16 protein-coding genes and 3 pseudogenes are annotated in these 16736 nt (G+C 67.8%); 3 read left to right on the forward strand and 16 right to left on the reverse strand.

Annotated elements, in window-relative coordinates:
• Positions 1-142: 142 nt before the first annotated feature.
• The 4 genes and pseudogenes from A5646_RS10225 to A5646_RS10240 all read right to left on the reverse strand — a co-directional run.
• Positions 143-439: pseudogene (locus A5646_RS10225) on the reverse strand (deferrochelatase/peroxidase EfeB); the annotation flags it as partial.
• A 104-nt stretch (positions 440-543) separates the two neighbouring features.
• Entirely contained in the window at positions 544-1740 is a 1197-nt protein-coding gene (gene efeO / locus A5646_RS10230; RefSeq protein ID WP_197505163.1) for an iron uptake system protein EfeO, read from the reverse strand.
• 16 nt (positions 1741-1756) lie between these two features.
• The gene (efeU, locus tag A5646_RS10235) at positions 1757-3367 is read right to left on the reverse strand and encodes an iron uptake transporter permease EfeU (RefSeq protein ID WP_067021534.1); all 1611 of its coding nucleotides are present in this window, start codon (positions 3365-3367) and stop codon (positions 1757-1759) included.
• A 91-nt stretch (positions 3368-3458) separates the two neighbouring features.
• Positions 3459-4292 (reverse strand): DUF3097 domain-containing protein, encoded by an 834-nt coding sequence (locus tag A5646_RS10240; RefSeq protein ID WP_067021536.1) that lies wholly within the window; start codon positions 4290-4292, stop codon positions 3459-3461.
• A gap of 218 nt (positions 4293-4510) precedes the next feature.
• Between A5646_RS10240 and A5646_RS10245 the strand changes: the two genes are divergently transcribed.
• Positions 4511-4798, forward strand: a complete 288-nt coding sequence (locus tag A5646_RS10245; RefSeq protein WP_067021538.1) for a DUF3349 domain-containing protein — start codon at positions 4511-4513, stop codon at positions 4796-4798.
• A gap of 22 nt (positions 4799-4820) precedes the next feature.
• On the opposite strand, the gene A5646_RS10250 is transcribed toward A5646_RS10245, so the two are convergent.
• From A5646_RS10250 to A5646_RS10275, 6 genes and pseudogenes are all read right to left on the reverse strand, one after another.
• On the reverse strand, positions 4821-5828 hold the full coding sequence (locus A5646_RS10250; RefSeq protein ID WP_082984701.1) for a patatin-like phospholipase family protein: 1008 nt from the start codon (positions 5826-5828) through the stop codon (positions 4821-4823).
• Positions 5809-6879, reverse strand: coding sequence for an ABC transporter ATP-binding protein (locus A5646_RS10255; protein WP_066867035.1), 1071 nt, complete (start codon positions 6877-6879; stop codon positions 5809-5811). Before A5646_RS10255 ends, A5646_RS10250 begins: the two co-directional genes overlap by 20 nt.
• 2 nt (positions 6880-6881) lie before the next feature.
• Positions 6882-7688: a carbohydrate ABC transporter permease gene (locus A5646_RS10260; RefSeq protein ID WP_369806928.1), complete on the reverse strand. Its 807-nt coding sequence runs from the start codon at positions 7686-7688 to the stop codon at positions 6882-6884.
• Positions 7689-7710: 22 nt separating this feature from the next.
• Positions 7711-8615 (reverse strand): annotated as a pseudogene (locus tag A5646_RS10265) (carbohydrate ABC transporter permease); the annotation flags it as partial.
• 60 nt (positions 8616-8675) lie between these two features.
• Positions 8676-10001 carry a sugar ABC transporter substrate-binding protein gene (locus A5646_RS10270; RefSeq protein WP_067021544.1) on the reverse strand — a complete coding sequence of 442 codons (1326 nt, stop codon included), beginning with the start codon at positions 9999-10001 and terminating at the stop codon, positions 8676-8678.
• Positions 9991-10986, reverse strand: coding sequence for a sigma-70 family RNA polymerase sigma factor (locus A5646_RS10275; protein ID WP_067021546.1), 996 nt, complete (start codon positions 10984-10986; stop codon positions 9991-9993). The genes A5646_RS10270 and A5646_RS10275 overlap by 11 nt, the downstream gene beginning before the upstream one ends.
• A gap of 169 nt (positions 10987-11155) precedes the next feature.
• Between A5646_RS10275 and A5646_RS10280 the strand changes: the two genes are divergently transcribed.
• Positions 11156-11506: a DoxX family protein gene (locus A5646_RS10280; protein ID WP_067021550.1), complete on the forward strand. Its 351-nt coding sequence runs from the start codon at positions 11156-11158 to the stop codon at positions 11504-11506.
• Positions 11507-11524: 18 nt separating this feature from the next.
• Here the strand turns inward: A5646_RS10280 and A5646_RS10285 are convergent, their stop codons facing one another.
• Both A5646_RS10285 and pncA read right to left on the reverse strand, forming a co-directional pair.
• Complete coding sequence (locus A5646_RS10285; protein ID WP_067021551.1) at positions 11525-12325, reverse strand: ketosteroid isomerase family protein; 801 nt, start codon at positions 12323-12325, stop codon at positions 11525-11527.
• Positions 12325-12879, reverse strand: a complete 555-nt coding sequence (gene pncA, locus A5646_RS10290) for a pyrazinamidase PncA (protein ID WP_082984702.1) — start codon at positions 12877-12879, stop codon at positions 12325-12327. Before pncA ends, A5646_RS10285 begins: the two co-directional genes overlap by 1 nt.
• Positions 12880-12974: 95 nt before the next feature.
• On the opposite strand from pncA, the gene A5646_RS10295 reads away from it, so the two are divergent.
• The gene (locus A5646_RS10295) at positions 12975-14042 is read left to right on the forward strand and encodes a DoxX family protein (RefSeq protein WP_066867023.1); all 1068 of its coding nucleotides are present in this window, start codon (positions 12975-12977) and stop codon (positions 14040-14042) included.
• A 33-nt stretch (positions 14043-14075) separates the two neighbouring features.
• Here the strand turns inward: A5646_RS10295 and A5646_RS10300 are convergent, their stop codons facing one another.
• The 4 genes and pseudogenes from A5646_RS10300 to A5646_RS10315 all read right to left on the reverse strand — a co-directional run.
• Complete coding sequence (locus tag A5646_RS10300; RefSeq protein WP_067021555.1) at positions 14076-14654, reverse strand: AAA family ATPase; 579 nt, start codon at positions 14652-14654, stop codon at positions 14076-14078.
• A 42-nt stretch (positions 14655-14696) separates the two neighbouring features.
• The gene (locus tag A5646_RS10305; RefSeq protein WP_067021557.1) at positions 14697-15074 is read right to left on the reverse strand and encodes a hypothetical protein; all 378 of its coding nucleotides are present in this window, start codon (positions 15072-15074) and stop codon (positions 14697-14699) included.
• Between the two features lie 68 nt (positions 15075-15142).
• On the reverse strand, positions 15143-15637 hold the full coding sequence (locus A5646_RS10310) for a gluconokinase (RefSeq protein ID WP_066867017.1): 495 nt from the start codon (positions 15635-15637) through the stop codon (positions 15143-15145).
• Positions 15638-16736: pseudogene (locus tag A5646_RS10315) on the reverse strand (phosphotransferase); the annotation flags it as partial.

The raw sequence follows: 16736 nt of genomic DNA on the forward strand, positions 1-16736 counted from the left end.
CCGACCTGCAGACCCTCTTGGCGCGCTGGTCGGCCGCCGCCGCGATCCTGCAGCAGGGCAAGCCGGTCGGGACGGTGCAGCCCGGTGTCGACGTGCAGCCTCCCGTCGACACCGGGGAGGCCTACGGGCTGAGCCCGGCCAGCCTCACCGTCCCGACCGGCTTGCCCTGCTGCAGGATCGCGGCGGCGGCCGACCAGCGCGCCAAGAGGGTCTGCAGGTCGGTCCGGCCCGCGCCCTCGGCCAGCGAGAACGACATGAACATGGCGTAACGCTGTGGGGGCGTGTCGATTCCACCCTGGTGCGGCTGACCGTAGAAGGGGTAGCTGCGGCGCAGATCGACGGTGTCGTCGTCGTCACCACGCTGTCCCGCCGCCATGGCGTGGCCGGCGAAGCCGCCACCCATGGCACCGATGGCGGCACCGCCGAGCCCGGCCAGCATGGCGCCGCCGAGCGCGCGCCGGCGCGATACCGTGGCGGAGTCCGCCGGTGCCCCAGCGTCGTTCGTGGCGCCGTCGGAGGGTGGGGAGATGTCGTCGGTCACGATCAACCGGCCGTAACGACTTTTTGGGCGACGGTCGACAGGCTCTGGTGCAGCGGCTGGATCACCGCGGTCAGCTTCGGCGCGTCGCTGGCCTTCAGCGCCGCGGTGTAGGTCTTGTAGCCGCCGAGCGCGGTCGAGTCGCGATACCCGTCCAAGGTGGTCAGCACGCTGTGGAACTGCTGATCGATCTGGCGGACCAGGTTGGCATCGATCTTTTCCAGGCCCGGCCGTAGTGAGGCGTAGGCCTGCTGCGCGCCTTCGACGTTGCCCGAAAAGTCCACCAGGTCAATGTGACTGAAAGCTTCTTCCTCGCCGGTGATCTTGGTGTTCTGGATCTCTTCGATCAGGTCGCTGGCGCCGTTGGCCAGGTCCTCGGGCTTGTACTGCAGGGTCGCGACGATGCCGTTCAATTTACCGACATTGCCCACCATTTCGGTGCTGAGCGCCTTGGTCCCGGGGGTGATCGCGCCGCCCTGCCACAGATCGCGCTCGATGGCGTGGAAGCCCTTCCAGCCAACCTTGGCATCGACCGGTGTCGACTCACGCATGTCGATCAGGTAGTCCAGGCTGCCGGCATTGTCGCCGACGGCGAACCCCGGCAGGACGAAGCCCTCCACGGTGGACTCCGAACGCTCCCAGAACAAGCGGGCTTTGGCGTAGGCCGCCTTCGCGGCCTCGACGTTGCCCGACTGCACGGCGGCATCGAGTGCCTTCACGCCGTCGTTGAGCTGTCCGATCTGGTTGACGATGTAGGTGGCGTAGTCCTTGGTGCCCTGGCCGAGGATGCTCGCCACGGTGCCCGTGGGTGTCGCGGGCGCATTACCGGTGACCGTCAGGGTCTGGTATTCGGTGCTGGCGCCCGGACAGTAGAGCTGGTAGGCGCCCCCGTCCAGCGAAACCGTGAACGACACCGGGTCCAGGCCCGGGGCGAGGTTCTCCTTCTCGCCGACAATCCGCTGGTCCCTGAGCAATTCGACCTCGTTGATGCCGGGCGCATTGGTGTTGGCGACCGTGAAGGTCACCGGCCCGGCGGGCACGCTGGTGGTGTCCAGGGCGCAGCCGTCCTTGCCGCCGTCGTTGGCCATGGTGACCTTCACCGCGTTGGTACCGCCCGGTTTCGGCGGCTGGGCGTGGGTCGCGGTGTCACCCGAGTGGCTGCATGCGGTCGCGGACAACGCCGTCGTCGTGGCGAGAACCATTGCAGTCAACAGGAATTCACGAGACCGGCACGCTGCCAGGGCGATGCGACTCACCTTCAATGGATTTCCTCTCATCGGTCTGCCTGCGGTCCGCGCGCACCGAGGCTATCGCTGACAGCGCGCAAGCTAAGGCAAAACCCGCTATTACCAACGGCAACCAGACATTCCACAGCTGCCGCTCCCCGCGATTGTGGTCGCTCGCGACGATCTCGGCCGCCGTCGAGTGGTCATCGGCAGCGGAGGTGGACCAGTCCGTCGTCAGCCCGCCGAGACTAACGGTCTTGGCCCCGGTCAGCCCACCGCCGGTCAAGATCGCGGTGCGGTTGCTCGTCGCGTGCGCGCTCACCACGCAATCACCCCGCGCGAGCACGGTGTACTCGGTGGTCGTCGACCATTGACCCTGAAACGGCCCCGGAGTGCGGCCGGCCGCGAGACCGACCGGCAGCCGGCCCCCCGTCATGCTCAGCAACTGGTTCAGCGAGACCTCCGGCGCACCGTCGGCCCCGGCCGCCTCGGAAGCCTGCCACACCTGCACGGGCAAGCCGTCCACCGTTTGATCGTCGCCCGGGATCAGCACGATGCTGTGGGCGGTCGAGCTGCCCTGGGGGACGACGGTCAGCTCGCGCCCGTGCGGCCCGGTCGCCATCGACACCACGGCGGTGTGGCCCGCGCGGTCGGTGACGGTGCGCGCCCGCAGGCCCGCGGACGGGCCGGCGGCGGGCGTCGTGATCGCCAGCCCCGCCCCGACGAAGATCAGCGCCGCCGACGTCGCCGCCAGCAGCCGGCTGCGGGTTCGCGGCGCGGCGGCGAGCCGGGCGGGCCACAGGAAGATGACAAGCACCGGCACGGCGTAGAGCAGCCAGCCCACCACCTCGACCAGCCGAGGGTCGGCGGGGATGCCGAACACCCCGGTCGTCACGGCGCCCAGCACCGAGTTGGCGGGTATCCAGCCGGACAGATCGAGCACCTGCTGCTGGCCGATGCTCACCCACCCCGCCTCGTGCGCGGTGCGCAGCGCACCCAGCACCAGCCCGGCGGCGATCAGCACCAGGAACACCCCGGTGACCCGGAAGAACCGGCCGAGGTTGATCCGCAGGCCGCCGTAGTACAGGGCCACCCCGAGCCCGACCGAGGTCGCGATGCCGACCGCGCCGCCCAGCACGGCGAACCACCGGTTGCCGTGTGACGTCTCGGCGGCCGCCAGCAAGAACACCGAGGTCTCGAAGCCCTCCTTGAGGACGGCGAGGAACGCCATGGCCGCCAGCGCGAACGCGCCGCCGCGGTTGACCGCCTGACGGGCCTCGCGCTCGAGTTCCCCCTTGAGCTGCGCGGCGTTGCCGTTCATCCAGATGATCATCGACGTCACGAACACCACCGCAATGCCGTTGATGACGGTCTCCATCATCTCCTGCTGTACCTGCGGCAGGCTGGCGGCGAACAGGTCGAGGCCCACCCCGACGCCGACGCTGAGCAGCACGGCCAGGCCGACGCCGACAAACATCGGGCGGACCGTCTGGCCATTCCGCTTGAGGAACGCACCGACGATGCTCACGATGAGCGACGCCTCTAGGCCTTCGCGAAGACCGATGAGAAACGTGCCGATGAATACGCCGAATACGCCCTGCATACGCCCAATTTCTGTCCCGCCGATCGGGACTTTCGGCTTAGCGTAGCCTAACTAAGCGCTGGCTATTCGCCCTGGTCCGCCGCCCGCGGGGTCAGGAAGCCGGCGCGGTCACGAAGTCGATGAGTTCTTCGACCCGACTGATCAACGCCGGTTCCAGATCGTTCCAGTCGCGCACCCGTGAGCGGATGTGGCGCCAAGCCCTGGCGATGTCCGCCTGATCGCGGTGCGGCAGATCCAGGACCTCGCATACCCCGTGTTTCCATTCGACATTTCGTGGCACCTTCGGCCAGGCCTCCAGGCCCAGCCGCTGCGGCTTGACGGCCTGCCAGATGTCGACGTAGGGATGGCCGACGACCAGCGTGTCGGCACCACCCGGGCCGCGCCGCACGGCATCGGCGATCCGCGCCTCCTTCGAACCCGTGACGAGGTGGTCGATGAGCACCCCGAGCCGGCGCCCGGGGCCCGGGGCGAACTCGGCGACGATGTCCACCAGGTCGTCGACGCCGCCGAGTTGCTCGACGACGACACCTTCGATCCGCAGGTCCTCGCCCCACACCTGGGCGATCAGCTCGGCGTCGTGCCGACCCTCGACGTAGATCCGGCTGGCACGGGCGACCCGGGCGCGAACACCCGACACGGCGACCGAACCGGATGCGGTCCTGTTCGCGGCGGTCGGCGCCGGCCGGCGCGGCGCGGTGAGGATGACGGGACGACCCTCCAGCAAATAGCCTGGGCCCAAAGGAAATCCGCGCACGTGACCGCGTCGGTCTTCCAGGTCCACCCGACCATATTCGACGCGCACCACCGCGCCGACATATCCGGTTTGCACGTCTTCGACCACCAGGCCCAGTTCGGCCGGATGTTCCGTCGAGCGGGGCTTGCGTCGTCCCGCGGCCAGTACATCGGTTCCATAGCGATCCACCACGCCGGCAATACTAGAAAGCCTTGCGGCCAAACGTCGTTACGGCGCGCCATGGCCGGCGAATCGTCACCGGGACCACTCCCCGTGCGCCGCATCGCCGGCCGTAAAAAATGCGTTTAACTGTGTGGCGTTACTCAGCAGATGACGTGGCCGGTGGTACGTTGCTAGCTATGGCAAGCACTGCCGCTTACGCAAGCCGCGGCGGTTAGCGAGGTGGACGCATGGACCTGTCGCACTGGGTGACAAGCATTGTGGCTTTTGTGCGCGCCGGCTACCCCTCCGGCATGCCGGTCACCGGGTACGTGCCGCTGGTGGCATTGACGCGCCGGCGGCTCTGCGACGACGACATCACCGTCATCGCAAGGGAACTCATCGCGCGTCGGATCTGGCCGATCAGTTCCATCGATATCGGTGTGGAGGTCACCCGGATCACCAACCAGCTGCCCTCCCCCGACGACGTCTCGCGGGTGCAGCGTCGCGTTCATGCGCTCCGCTGCCCGCGCGGATAAGCGGCACGAACGGTCGACGCCGTCACGGTGATTTGTGCACCGGGGCGCCGCAGGCCTTCAGATAGTCGGCGTAGTTCCAGGTTTGCAGAAACTGTTGGCCCGCTTGCAATCCTCGGGCATAGAGGGCTTCACGTTGCGCGGTGGTGATGTTGAAGTCGATCGGGCTGACCTCGTCGGCGGGCACAAAGATGGTGCGCCGCACGGTGCACGGGTCATCGATGTAAGCGTTGTCTTGATTGCTCACCAGGGTCTCTATCGCCGCAAGTCCCAACGACACCGGGCCATGCACGGGATGGGTGGGCGGGATGCCGGGACGCGCCGACAACCGAATCCCGAACGTGGGCCATCGCGGTTGCGCATCGGGCCGGTCGAACAGCTCGACCGGAAAGTCCGACAACAACCCACCGTCCACCCACGTCGCGCCGCCGACCCGAACGGGCTCGAACACATAGGGAATGGCCGACGACGCGTGCACCGCGCGCGCCACCGGGAAGGCGTCGGGGTCGATGCCATAGGAGCCGAGGTCCCAAGGGATTCGAACCAGGCGGCGCCGCGACAGGTCGCTGGCGGTGACGACGAGCGACCAGGCGAACTGGGTGGGCTCTTCGCCCGTGCGCAGATCGCCGAACGTCCGCACGCCCAGATCGCGGAGCAGGCTGGCGAGCAACTGTTCGAGATATGCCCCGCGATAGACACCGTCGGAGGTCAACAACGACAGTCCCCCGCCGATCAGCGGTATCCGCCCGATCAAGTTGCGGTCGAGGAACTTCCGGTAGTCGATGGTGCGCATCACCTCGGCCAGCCGGCTCAACGGCTCGCCGGCCACCTGCAGCGCGGCGACCAGCGAGGCGACGATCGCACCGGCGCTGCTTCCCGCGACGCGCGGGAATCGGTAGCCGGCCTGGGCGAGCGCATCCACCGCGCCGACCAGTCCGATACCCCGGACGCCACCGCCCTCGCACACCAAGTCGGCACGGTTTGTGGTCACCGCAGCCCCCCGTCCGGATCGTTCAGCAAATTCGGCGGCCATCGACGCCGAAGAAGTGCAGGTGCCCGGGTACCGGGTGCAGGCGCACCCGGCTGCCCTTCTGCGGAGGGTTTCGCCCGTCGGCCCGCGCGACGATGGGCGCGTCGATCACCTTGCCCGAACCGGTGATTCGCCCATACAGGTAGGCGTCCGCCCCAAGCTCCTCCACCACGTCCACCTCCATCTCGACGCCGAGACCACCCAGCTCGAAATGTTCGGGACGGACCCCCACGACTACCTCACCCGCGCCGCCGGTGACCTCGCGGGGCAATGCTATCGGCCAATCACCCAGCGACACAGCCGAATCCACGACAGGGAGGGTAAACAGGTTCATCGCCGGGGATCCGATGAAACCCGCCACGAAGACGTTGTCCGGGTTTCGGTAGAGCTCGCGAGGCGGTGCGAACTGCTGCAGCACGCCGTCGCGCAGGACTGCGACGCGGTCACCCATCGTCATGGCCTCGACCTGGTCGTGGGTGACGTAGACGGTGGTGGTGCCCAGCCGCCGTTGCAGCGCGGCGATCTGGTTACGGGTCTGCACCCTTAGTTTGGCGTCGAGGTTCGACAGCGGCTCGTCCATCAGGAACACGTGCGGCCGGCGCACGATCGCCCGCCCCATCGCCACGCGTTGGCGTTGTCCGCCGGACAGGTCTTTCGGCTTTCGGTCGAGATAGGGTTGCAGGTCAAGCAGTTTCGCCGCGTCCAGCACCCGCTCGCGGATCTGGGCCTTCGGCGTCCTGGCGATCTTCATGGCGAATCCCATGTTCTGGGCCACCGTCATGTGCGGGTAGAGCGCATAGTTCTGAAAGACCATCGCAACGTCGCGATCCTTGGGATCGACGTTGGTGACGTCGCGGTCGCCGATCCGGATGTGGCCGGAGTCGACGGCTTCCAGGCCGGCCACCATCCGCAGCGAGGTGGTCTTGCCGCATCCCGACGGCCCCACCAGAACGACGAACTCGCCGTCGGCGACAGTTAAGTCCAGGTTGTCCAGGGCGGGGCGATCCGCTCCGGGGTAGCGACGGGTTGCCTGCTCGAAAGTCACCGAGGCCATGGTCAACCGCCCATCCCGGTGACGGCGATCCCGCGGACGAACGAGCGTTGCGCGATCGCGTAGATGATGACCAGAGGCAGCATGATGAGCATCGAGGTTGCCATCAAAACCGGCCATCGGGCAACATATTCGCCCTTCATCCGGACCAGGCCCAGTGTCAGGGTGGCCAGGCTGTTGCGCTGGATCATCAGCAGCGGCCACAAGAAATCATTCCAGACATTGACCCAGGTGAGCACCGCGAGCACCATCACGGCCGGCCTCGCGTGGGGCAGCAGGATTCGCCAATACACCTGCCACGGTGAACAACCGTCGAGTATCGCGGCCTCCTCGAGATCGGTGGGCAGGGTGCGGAAGAACTGCCGCATCAGGTACGTACCGAATGCGCTGCCGAAGAACCCCGGCACGATCATCGCCCATGGGGTGTCGACCCAGCCCAGGGTTCGCATCACCAGGAATTGCGGGATCACCGTGACCGTCAGGGGCACCATCAAGGTGCCGAGATACACGACGAACAGCGCGTCGCGGCCACGGAAATCCAGTCGCGCGAAGGCATATCCGGCCAGCGAGCAGAAGAAAACATGGCCGGCGGTGACGCAGCCCGCGTACAGCACGGTGTTGAAAAGCATTCGCCCGAACGGCATCAGCGCGAACACCTCGGTGTAGTTCGACCACCGCGGGTGTGCGGGCAACAGCGTGGGTTCGCTGACCTCGCCTTCGGTTTTCAGCGAACCCGACACCGCCCACGCGATCGGAAACAGGGCGCACCAGGCGACGGCGAGCAGCGCGCCATAGACGACGGCGCCGCGCAAGACGGTGCGCTGGAGGACACCCTCACTTAAGCCCACGCGAATTCTCCAAAGATCGTCGATGGCTGACTCGCAACTGCACGACGGTCAGCACCAGCAAGACCGCGAACATCACCCACGCCAGCGCGGAGGCATATCCGAATTCGAGGAACGAGAACGCGTGCTGGAACAGCATGATGCCCAGGACGTAGGTCGCCGATTCCGGCCCGCCAGTGGGGCCGGTGAGCACGTAGACCATGTCGAACGCCTGGAATGCGTGGATGACCGAGATGATGACGACAAACGATATCGACCCCCGGATCAACGGCACGGTGATGGAGACGAATTGCCTTATCTCACTGGCACCGTCGATCTTGGCGGCCTCATAGACCGTACCCGGAACGCCTTGCATCGCGGCCAGCAGCACGACGGCGGCGAAGGGCACGCTGCGCCAGACGCTGACGATGCACAGTGAGGCCATCGCCCAGCGCGGCTCGACCAACCATGGGACCGGCCCGAGTCCGATCCAGCCGAGCATGATGTTGAGCAAGCCGTTGTCGGTGTTGAACACGAACTGCCACACCACCGCCATCACGACCGATGAGATCGCCAACGGCAGAAAGACGATCGTCCGGAAGACGCCGATGCCCCTGACCTTCCGGTTCAGCACCCCGGCGACGGCCAGGCTGATCAGGACCGTCGGCACGACCGTTCCGACGGTGAAGATCACGGTGTTGCGGATCGCGATCAAGAAGAGCGGATCCGCGGTGAATAAGTCGCCGAAGTTCTTCAGACCCACGAATTGTGGCGGGGTGAACACGTCCCATCGCTGGAAGCTCATGTAGAGCGAGAAACCCAGCGGGAACAGCATGAACACCGCGACCGCCACCATGTTGGGTGCGACGAACAACCGGCCCGCCCATGCGTGTCGGCGCCACGGGCTCGGGTTCTGCGGTGGCTTCGGCCTCGCCTTGCCCGCCGGGGCGGCCGCGCCGGTCGCGTCCATCGCGGTCATGGGCTGCGCAACACCTCGTCGACGGAGCGGGACAATCCGCTCAATGACGTCGCCGGCTGGCGGCCTCGCAGCACTGGACCAAAGTTGCGGTCCATCAAGGCATTGACCTTCTCCCAAGCCGGCGCGATGGGCAGCCCCTGCGAAAAAGCCGGGCCTTCGGTGAGCACACTCAGATTGCCCAACCGTCGATGGGCCTTGGCGAATCCCTGCGATCGCAGCGCTGAGCGCAGCACGGGAACAAACAGACAGGATTCACCGATCAGCGCCTGGCCAACGGGCCCCGTCGCGAACTTCACGAACTCCCATGCCTGCTCCTTGCGCGGGCTGCTGGCCGAGATGGCCAATCCGGTGGCGCCGATATCTGAACATGCGGCATGCCCCTTTCCCAGCGCCGGGCCGACCGGCAACGGGGCGACGTCGAAATCCAGGCCCTCGGCGCGGATGTAGGTCTGGTAGCGCCAGTGGCCACCGAGCGCGATCGCCGCCCGGCCCACGGCGAACAAGTTGGGCGTCGACATCGACTGCGTCTCCGATGCGTTGGGCGCCACCCGGTATTTGTTGGCCAGATCGGCGTAGAACTGCACCGCTTCGTGAAACGCCGCATTGTCGAAGTTGAAGTGGGTCGGATTCGACCGCGGGTCTGACCACGCCACACCGTTGTTCATCGCGAACAGCCCGGCCGAGTGGTAGGCACCCCAGGTGTTGACGAAGCCGTACTGCGCGGCCCGGCCGGATGCATCGCGCTTGGTCAGGGCGCGCGTGGTGTCCAGGAATTCGGTGAAATCCCAGGGCTGTTCCCACGTCTTGGGGGGCTCCGGCACGCCGGCTTCGGCGAAGAGCCGTTTGTTGTAGAACAGGTAGTTGCCCGACCACTGTTCGGGAAGTGCGTACTGTTTTCCGTTGAATGTGAAGGTTTCGTACAACTCCGGGATGCTGTCCGCCTTGAGCTGGTCGGCAAAGGATTTGTCGCGCGCCAGCAGCGTGTTCATGTCCAGCAGCACACCGCGGTCGGCGAGTTCGGCGTAAGACAGTTCCCAGGTCATCAGCACATCGGGGCATTTGCCGCCGACACAGAATGTCGAAAGCTGTTGCATGACACCGGGTCCGGACAGCACGGGCCGCACCTTGATATCGGGGTGGCGGCGCGCGAACTCGTCGACGATGCGCATCCTGGCGTCACGCTCGTCCGGGTTGGCCGCGAAGAAGAAGGTGAGCGCGTCGTCCTCCGGAGCGCACCCCGCCGACCACGGCGCCAGCGCCGCCGCGGAAAGCGCGCCGGCGCCCCGCAGCAGGTCACGCCGTCCGAACGGCTTATCGAGCATGGCCCTCCCGGTCTTGCCCCGCGGCCGGCTTTGCGGCCGAGTGTGTCTGACGTCCTTGGTACCCGATGTGGTTGTGAGGTTCCTGGATCGGCCACCGGGGCAGCGTCAGCGTCGCCCGGCGGATTCGCTCGGCATCGCCGGTGATGTCGATCGTATGGATGCGACCGTCGGCGCCGATGCCGATCACCAGCAGGACCTGAGCGCGACCGCGAGCGGCTAACACGATGCCCGGCGCCCCGTCGATGAGCATGACAGCACCGGCGCGCGCCCGCGCAGCGAACCGCCGAGTCTCCCCGGCGACCTCGTCGGCACCGCGGACCGTAGTGGGCACGTCGGCCGGGACCAGGGCCGGATCGACCGTGCGCACCACGTCTGGAGCCAGCAGCTCGAGCAGGCCGGCGATGTCACCACCGCGCGAGGCCGCCAGAAACGCCTCGACCACCTTCAGGTGGTCGCCCGTGCGGCGGGGGCGATCGGCCGGATCGGCGTGCAGTCGCCCGCGGGCCCTGCTGGCCAGCTTCTTCGTGGCGTCCGGCGACCGATTCATCACCGCGGCGATCTGCTCGAAAGGCATGGCGAAGACGTCGTGCAGCACGAACGCCACCCGCTGCGCCGGGGAAAGCCGGTCGAGCACGACGAGCAGCGCGCCGCTCACCGACTCCGCGAGCAGCGCGTCCTCGTCGGCCGGCGCCGACGCCGCCCGCACCAGCCGGTCCAATTCGTCGGTTTCGGCCAGCGGTTGCTCGGCGCGGCGCTTGCGCAGCCGAAGTTGGTCGAACGCCTCGCGCGCGGTGATCGTCGTGAACCAGCCGGTGAGGTTGTCGACACCGCCGAAGTCGGCGCGGCTGGCCTTGAGCCACGCCGACTGGACCGCGTCGTCGGCGTCGGGCACCGAACCCAGCAGCTGGAACGCGACCGACCTCAGGTGACGCCGATCGGCGTCGAAACGCCGCGCCAGATCCGCCAAATCCTTTGTTGCGCCCATGGGTCACCTTTTCCGCGCGAAAGCCGTCAAGAAGTTGACCGCGTCCGACGGACTTCCACTGGCGAAGGAGACAAGCACCATGACCCTACCGATTGTGCGCCACGGTGCGCACTGCCCGCATTCGACCCGCCGCTGCGGAAAGCGCTGCGCGACAAGGGATTGATCGGAGATGAACACCGCACTTGTCGCCGTCACGCTGACCACCGCCGTCATCACCGCGGCGATGGCCATCGCCGACTTCGTTCCGGCGCGATTCGTTCTGGCGAATTCTGCCGAGGTCGGGGTGCCGCGGTCATGGTTGCCGGCGCTTGGCGCGCTGAAGCTGGCCGGGGCCGCCGGGATCGTCCTCGGACTGCTGGGCCTGCGCGAATTGGGTATCGCGGCCGCCGCGGGCCTGGTGCTGTTTTTCGTCGGCGCCGTGGCGACGCATCTGAGGGCCCACGTTTTGTACAACATCGCGTTTCCCGGTGCGTACCTGTGCCTGGCCGGGGCATCGCTGGTGCTGATGGTGCTCCGCTGAGACACAGGCCTGACGAGGTCAGGCGGGAAAGTAGCGGATCCGGCTGATCGCGGCGCCACGCCAATCCACATCGGCGAACACAATGGCGCGCCCGTGACCCGAGTTGAGTGAGACCGCGACGGTGCGGCCCGCGCTGCTCGTCCTGGTTGTGCCGGCACCGTCCAGCTGCTCGGCCAGCTCGGCCAGGTCGAGCGGGTCGTGATCACCCAAAGTTATTGCGGCATCTGACGACAGCATCCGCGCGGCGGCGGACGTGTCGTGGCGCCCCGCGGCCTCCAGGAACGTCGTCACCAGCCGCTGGTGGCGTGCCCCGACTCGGCGGAATCCGGTCATGAAGCCGGCGGCCCCGCCCCAGCCTTGGTTGCGCAGCAGCGCCGTGGACAGGTTTAGCGCGGGCCGCAGGGCGCCAGGGCCGGTGCGCAGGAACTGCAGCATCATGGCGGGCAGCTCCCAATAGGCCCGCAGATGGCCAATCTTCCACTCGCCGTTGGCTTCTCGGAGGTCATAACGCAGAAACGCCGGAATGAACATCGTCACGGCCGAGCCCATCGTCACCTCGAGCTCGAGGTCACGCAGCACCGTCGTGCCGACCACGAGGTCGAGGTCGCGATGGAACTTGATGTCACGGGGGCCGATGAAGGTGTCATAGAAGCGCCCAATTTGCTCGTGCCCCACGTGGGGTCGGGAGCCGACCGGATCCTCGACGCGGCCGTCGCCGGTGAACAGCCCCACCCACCCGGTGCGGTCGTGCGCGGCGGCCGCCTGCGGTGAGCGCTCCACGGCGGCGAGCAGCTGCTGTCGATCCAGGGGCACCACCATTACGGTTCCCCAACCAACTCGATGCCGGCGGACCGCATTTCGGCCAGCGCTTCGGCCGCCGAATCGACGGCCGCGGTCAGGTTGACCAGCACCCTGGTGGTCAGGCCCGCCGCCGCGGCGTCCTCGGCGGTCCGCCGGACGCAGAAGTCGGTGGCGATGCCGACCACGTCGACCTCGTCGACCCCCCGCCGGCGCAGCCACTGCAATAGCGGGGTGCCGTCGTCGTCGACGCCCTCGAAACCGCTGTACGCCGCGGCGTACGCGCCCTTGCGGAAGACGGCGTCGACGCGCCGGATGTCCAGCTCCGAGCGAAGATTCGCGCCGGCGCTTCCGGCGACGCAGTGCACCGGCCAGGAGGATGAAAAATCCGGGTGGTCGGAAAAATGGTCACCCGGGTCGATGTGGAAATCCTGCGTCGCGACGACGTACCGGTAGCCCGGCTCACCGGACAGATAGGCGTTGATCGCGGACGCCACGGCGGCGCCGTCGGCGGTGGGCACCGAGCCGCCCTCGCAGAAGTCGTTTTGCACGTCGACGACGATCAACGCTCGCACGCGCTCCACCCTATCGGTGTGCGACGCTACGCGGCTCTAGCTGGGGTTATCGGGGTGGCGGTTTGCTCGACAAGCAGCCGGGTAATACACGGGCCATGGTGCTCAGGAGAATCGCGCGACCCCTGTTATCAGTGGCATTCATCGGGCAAGGAGTCAATTCACTGCTGAACCCCAAATCCGCGGCGGAGGCCGCGGCGCCGACGGTGGACGGGCTGCAGGCATTGCCGGAATCGGTGAGTAGCAGCATCCCCAGCGACCCCGAGACGGTCGCGCAGATCACCGCGGCCGTTCAGATCGGCGGCGGCCTGCTGCTCGCCACCGGCAAACTCCCCCGGATCGCATCGGCCGCTCTCGCGGTGACGGTGTTACCGGCCAACCTTGGGACACACTCGTTCTGGAACGAAAGCGACCCGGTGGCCAAAGCCCAGAAACGCCAGCAATTCCTCACCGACCTCAGCCTGCTGGGCGGATTGTTGATCGCGTCGGCCGACACCGCCGGCAAGCCCTCACTCGGGTGGCGTGGCCGTCGGGCGGCGGAACGGCTCTCCGAGCGGGTGTCCTCGGCGTGGCCCGGATCGGACGATTCTGGCTTCGATGCCGATTTCTCCGAGCTGGGTGATCGCATTGCGCACGGCCTGCAGATCGGTGCCGAACGGGGCCGCGAGCTGGCCAGCACGGCAGCCGAGCGCGGCGCGCCCTACGCCGAAGCGGCACTCGAACGCGGCCGCGAATTGGCCAGCACCGCGGCCGAGCGCGGCGCGCCCTACGCCGAAGCCGCGCTCGAACGCGGCCGGGAATTGGCCAGCACCGCGGCCGAGCGCAGTAAACCGCTGGCCAAGAAGGCCCGCAAGCGCGGCGAGGAATGGGCCGACGAGGCCGCCGACCGCGCCGCGTACCTGGCGGAGAAGGCACGCAAGCGCAGCGAGGAACTCGCCGACGAGGCGGCCGATCGGGCCGCGCCGCTGGCCAAGAGGGCACGCAAGCGCAGCGAGAAGCTGGCCAAGAAGGCACGCAAGCGCAGCGAGAAGCTGGCCAGCACGGCGCGGGCGCGCGGCGAGGAGTTCGCCGAAACCGCGCGGCAGCGCGGCGCCGACTTGGCCGACACCGCCCGCGAGCGGGTTGGCGGTCAGGTCGACACCGGCCGCCGCAAGCTGCCCTGGTAACCGGGCGCGCCGCTGTCCGCGTAACGCCGCAAGTCAGTGGTTCCAGCGAGCCCGCAGGATTTCCGGTGCCCAGGTGGGCCAGTCGGGTGCGCCGACGGTCAGGCCGCCGCTGAGTCGCGCGACGATGCGCGGGCCGCGCAGGCGGCTGTTGTCGTAGACCGTCGCGAGGTCGGACAAGGCGATCGCCTCGGCGACCGGCACCCACAGCCGGCGATGGCGCTGCCGGATCTTGGCTTCCGGAACGTCATGGCCGCCGGCTTGCACCCGGTATCGAACACGTTGGACCGCAAGGTCTTCCGGGATGATCAGCACGTGCAGGACGACGGTGAAGCCCGCGCTGCGGGCCGCCTTGACGAGGTCGAGCTTGGAGGGGTGGGAGAACACGGTCTCGGCGACGAACGACCGGCCCAGCTCGATCAGCTTGGCGCGGGTGTCGGCGGCGATGCGCGCGGCGTCGTACGAGTGCGATGCCGGATCCTCCGGCCACCGCTGCCGTGCGATTTCGTCGGCATTGACCACGAGACTGCCCGGCAGCAGCGGCGCCAGGGTGAGCGCGATGAAGGTCGACTTACCGGCACCGTTCGGCCCGACCACCAGGTCAAGTCGATCCATCGGACCGCCGAAACGCTGATGAGTGCCGGATCAGCGGGTGCCTCAGAGCACCACCGCGGCGCCGTCAGGGCGATGCTCGACGATTTCGCCGTCGTCGTTGAGGGCCACGGTGGTGACCCCCTGCCCGGCCAGCGCGGCCCCGTAGTTGGTGCGCGCCAGGCTTTCCTCGATGGCCGCGGAGATCTCGGCGTTGAATACCACGCCCTCCTCGACGGTGAGTTCGCCGGTCGGCAGCTGGCCGGCGAGCGCGGCTTCCACCCGCCGCCGCGAGGCGGTGTGCTGACTGGATACCGCCCGCCCCACCCGTGCCCAGTGGTCGAGTTGCTGCTTGGCCGAGCGACTCTGCCGGGCGCCCTCAGCCGCCGCGCTGTCCATCAGGTCGGACGCGACGCGGGTGACACGATCGACGGCCTCAGCCACGGCTTCCTCCCATGCAGCACTACGTTACGACGTGTAGCACAATGCTACACCGCGCCGTGCGGCCGCGGCTATGGGCGGGCCCGCACGACGGTGTCCACGATCGCGTCGACGTCGGGCCCGACGTCGACGGTCATGCCGACCTCATCGGGACCGAGCGGCTCCAGGGCGTCCAGTTGCGAGCGCAGCAGCGCGGCAGGCATGAAGTGATCGGTCCGCGTTGCCAGCCGGGCCCCGATCAGCTCCGCCGAGCCCGACAAGTGCAGGAACCGCACGCCCGGACAGTGGGCGCGCAACTGGTCGCGGTAGGCCCTTTTCAGCGCCGAACAACTCACGACCGCGCCCTCGCGATGGGCGGCCAACCATTCGCCGACCTGCTCCAGCCAGGGATAGCGGTCGTCGTCGTCGAGCGGTTCACCGGCGGCCATCTTGGCGATGTTGGCGGGCGGGTGCAGGGTGTCGGCGTCGACGAACGGGACCCGCAGGCGCCGCGCGAGCGCCGCCCCCACCGTCGATTTGCCCGATCCCGAGACGCCCATCACGACAACGGGGGCCGATCCGCTCACCTAAGTCTGTTCGCCGAGGTTGCGGTTCCATTCCAGCCAACCGACACCGCTGCGCCCGTCGGCCGTGCTGATCGTGGCCCACACGCGGGGGAACTGGCTGACCCGCCCGTCGCGTGCCATGAGCCGGACCGGCGCCTGGCCGCGCCCGCGCGCGTTCGCGGTGATCTGCGCCGGCTCCAGCGCCAGCGTCGCCTCAAGCGGTAACCCGTTGTCGGCGAAGGACTCTCGCGAGTCGACGGTCTGCAACTCGGTCACCTTGCCATCGGCGCCCTGCGCATAGCCGATGCTGAACGCGGGCGCCCCGGGGATCCGGATGTTCACGCCGTGCAAATGGGTGCCGTCGTCCAGGTGCAGCGCGCTCCAGATCCAATCCATGCCCCACCAATCGCGCACACCCCACGAGTGATCCCGTTGACCTGCAACGGAATTCACACGGTAGCTGGTGTCACCGACGGTGACGCTGCCCGAGACGGTGCACGGGATCTCATAGCGCGTCGTCACGGCGTACTTGTACGGGGTGCCGTCGGTGGCCCACACCAGGTTCACGCTCATCTCGACGGGTTCGCCGGGCTCGCCGCGCAGCAACGCCGACGGATCGGAGTAAGACCGGGCCCGCGCCCGTACGTCGACGCGATAGCTTTGCAGGGGCGCGTCGGCGGAATGCGCGAGCTCTAAGTCGTCGGTCCGCACCGACCACGGATCCGACGGCAGCGGCACTTGCGCGTCGACGGCGACGGTCGGCATGTCGGGGCCGCACAACAACACGTGCACCCACGCGGTCTGTTCGTTGGCCACCCGCCCGAGCCGGAACCAGCCACCCAATCCCTGTGCCGCGTCGGCGAAGTCGGCGTACCAACTCTCACTCCACAGCGGTTCGGCGGTGGGCTCGTGGGCCAGTTCGTCCTCGACGGCCGGCTGCAACGGCTCGGGGGTCGCCGCGACGGGCAGCGTCGACAGCGCGTCCGTGTCCAGGACGTGGTCGCAGTGCCGCCGCAGCATCGTCATGAACATCTGATCGCCGCGGTCGGTGCGCTCGACCAGCATCGAGGAGACGATCGCCATCATCACCCCGAAAAAGCTCTGCCTGCGCACACCGTCG

The sequence above is a fragment of the Mycobacterium sp. 1245499.0 genome (genome assembly GCF_001673615.1).
In the GTDB taxonomy this organism is placed as follows: Bacteria; Actinomycetota; Actinomycetes; order Mycobacteriales; family Mycobacteriaceae; genus Mycobacterium; species Mycobacterium europaeum_A.